Source organism: Plantactinospora sp. B24E8 (assembly GCF_039871735.1).
Lineage (GTDB): Bacteria > Actinomycetota > Actinomycetes > Mycobacteriales > Micromonosporaceae > Plantactinospora.
Genome location: NZ_JBDPMH010000066.1, coordinates 2501 through 5281, shown reverse-complemented (window position 1 = coordinate 5281; position 2781 = coordinate 2501). Strand labels below are relative to the sequence as shown.

At 56.3% G+C, this 2781-nt stretch carries 2 rRNA genes (1 of these 2 running past the window's edge); both read right to left on the bottom strand.

From position 1 onward, the window contains the following. Positions 1 to 2: 2 nt before the first annotated feature. Positions 3 to 119 (bottom strand): 5S ribosomal RNA (rrf, locus tag ABGB21_RS36690). 74 nt (positions 120 to 193) lie between these two features. Beyond that, positions 194 to 2781: ribosomal RNA gene (locus ABGB21_RS36685) — 23S ribosomal RNA — on the bottom strand; it runs 518 nt beyond the window's last position.

Here is a 2781-nt window from a genome sequence, read left to right as displayed (position 1 = left end):
ATGTCCGGCGGTGTCCTACTCTCCCACACCCTCACGAGTGCAGTACCATCGGCGCTGGAAGGCTTAGCTACCGGGTTCGGAATGTAACCGGGCGTTTCCCTTCCGCCATAACCGCCGTAACCCTATCAACAAATCAAACAACCCACACATTGTTCGTTTGCTGTGAATCACACAGTGGACGCGTAGCAGCTTCGTAGTCAAGTCCTCGGCCTATTAGTACCGGTCAACTCAACCAGTTACCTGGCTTACATCTCCGGCCTATCAACCCAGTCGTCTCACTGGGAGCCTTACCCCACAAAGGGTGGGATACCTCATCTTGAAGCAGGCTTCCCGCTTAGATGCTTTCAGCGGTTATCCCTTCCGAACGTAGCCAACCAGCCGTGCCCCTGGCGGGACAACTGGCACACCAGAGGTTCGTCCGTCCCGGTCCTCTCGTACTAGGGACAGCCCTTCTCAAGTATCCTACGCGCACGGCGGATAGGGACCGAACTGTCTCACGACGTTCTAAACCCAGCTCGCGTACCGCTTTAATGGGCGAACAGCCCAACCCTTGGGACCTGCTACAGCCCCAGGATGCGACGAGCCGACATCGAGGTGCCAAACCATCCCGTCGATATGGACTCTTGGGGAAGATCAGCCTGTTATCCCCGGGGTACCTTTTATCCGTTGAGCGACACCGCTTCCACTCGCAAGTGCCGGATCACTAGTCCCGACTTTCGTCCCTGCTCGACCCGTCAGTCTCACAGTCAAGCTCCCTTATACACTTACACTCAACACCTGATTGCCAACCAGGCTGAGGGAACCTTTGGGCGCCTCCGTTACCCTTTAGGAGGCAACCGCCCCAGTTAAACTACCCACCAGACACTGTCCCTGAACCGGATAACGGTCCGAAGTTAGATACCCAAACCAACCAGAGTGGTATTTCAAGATTGCCTCCACGAATACTGGCGTACCCGCTTCACCGGCTCCCACCTATCCTACACAAGCTAATTCAAGTACCAATGTCAAGCTATAGTAAAGGTCCCGGGGTCTTTCCGTCCTGCCGCGCGTAACGAGCATCTTTACTCGTAGTGCAATTTCGCCGGGCCTGTGGTTGAGACAGTGGGGAAGTCGTTACGCCATTCGTGCAGGTCGGAACTTACCCGACAAGGAATTTCGCTACCTTAGGATGGTTATAGTTACCACCGCCGTTTACTGGCGCTTAAGTTCTCAGCTTCGCCCCGAAGAGCTAACCGGTCCCCTTAACGTTCCAGCACCGGGCAGGCGTCAGTCCATATACATCGAATTACTTCTTCGCATGGACCTGTGTTTTTAGTAAACAGTCGCTTCCCCCTGCTCTCTGCGGCCATACAACGCTCCACCCGCAAGGGGCTTCACGTCTCCGGCCCCCCTTCTCCCTAAGTTACGGGGGCAATTTGCCGAGTTCCTTAACCACAGTTCACCCGATCGCCTCGGTATTCTCTACCTGACCACCTGTGTCGGTTTAGGGTACGGGCCGCTCGGAACTCGCTAGAGGCTTTTCTCGGCAGCATAGGATCACTGACTTCACCTGAATCGGCTCGGCATCACGTCTCAGCCACAAGGTGTGCGGATTTGCCTACACACCGGCCTACACGCTTACCCCGGCACAACCACCGGCCGGGCTCAGCTACCTTCCTGCGTCACCCCATCGCTTGACTACTACCCGCCAGGATCCCAACCTCCCCCAGATCAGTCCGAAGACCTCACCAAGATCAGATGGTTAGCACAACGAGGTTCATCACGGGCGCTCCTTCACGGGTACGGGAATATCAACCCGTTATCCATCGACTACGCCTCTCGGCCTCGCCTTAGGCCCCGACTCACCCAGGGCGGATTAACCTGGCCCTGGAACCCTTGGTCATCCGGCGGAAGGGTTTCTCACCCTTCTTTCGCTACTCATGCCTGCATTCTCACTCGTGCCGCGTCCACAACTCGATCACTCGGCTGCTTCACCCCCGGCACGACGCTCCCCTACCCACCCACACACCTGGACGATGTCCGAAAACATCGCCGAGTTATTGTGTGAATGCCACAGCTTCGGCGGTGTACTTGAGCCCCGCTACATTGTCGGCGCGGAACCACTTGACCAGTGAGCTATTACGCACTCTTTAAAGGGTGGCTGCTTCTAAGCCAACCTCCTGGTTGTCTATGCGACCCCACATCCTTTTCCACTTAGCACACGCTTAGGGGCCTTAGCTGGTGATCTGGGCTGTTTCCCTCTCGACTACGAAGCTTATCCCCCGCAGTCTCACTGCCGCGCTCTCACTTACCGGCATTCGGAGTTTGGCTGATTTCGGTAAGCTTGTAGGCCCCCTAGACCATCCAGTGCTCTACCTCCGGCAAGAAACACGCGACGCTGCACCTAAATGCATTTCGGGGAGAACCAGCTATCACGGAGTTTGATTGGCCTTTCACCCCTAACCACAGGTCATCCCCCAACTTTTCAACGTTGGTGGGTTCGGCCCTCCACGCGGTCTTACCCGCGCTTCAGCCTGCCCATGGCTAGATCACTCCGCTTCGGGTCTAGAACATGCGACTCAAACGCCCTATTCAGACTCGCTTTCGCTACGGCTACCCCACACGGGTTAACCTCGCCACATGCCACTAACTCGCAGGCTCATTCTTCAAAAGGCACGCCGTCACCCCTAAAGGCTCCGACGGATTGTAGGCGAACGGTTTCAGGTACTATTTCACTCCCCTCCCGGGGTACTTTTCACCATTCCCTCACGGTACTTGTCCGCTATCGGTCACCAGGAAGTA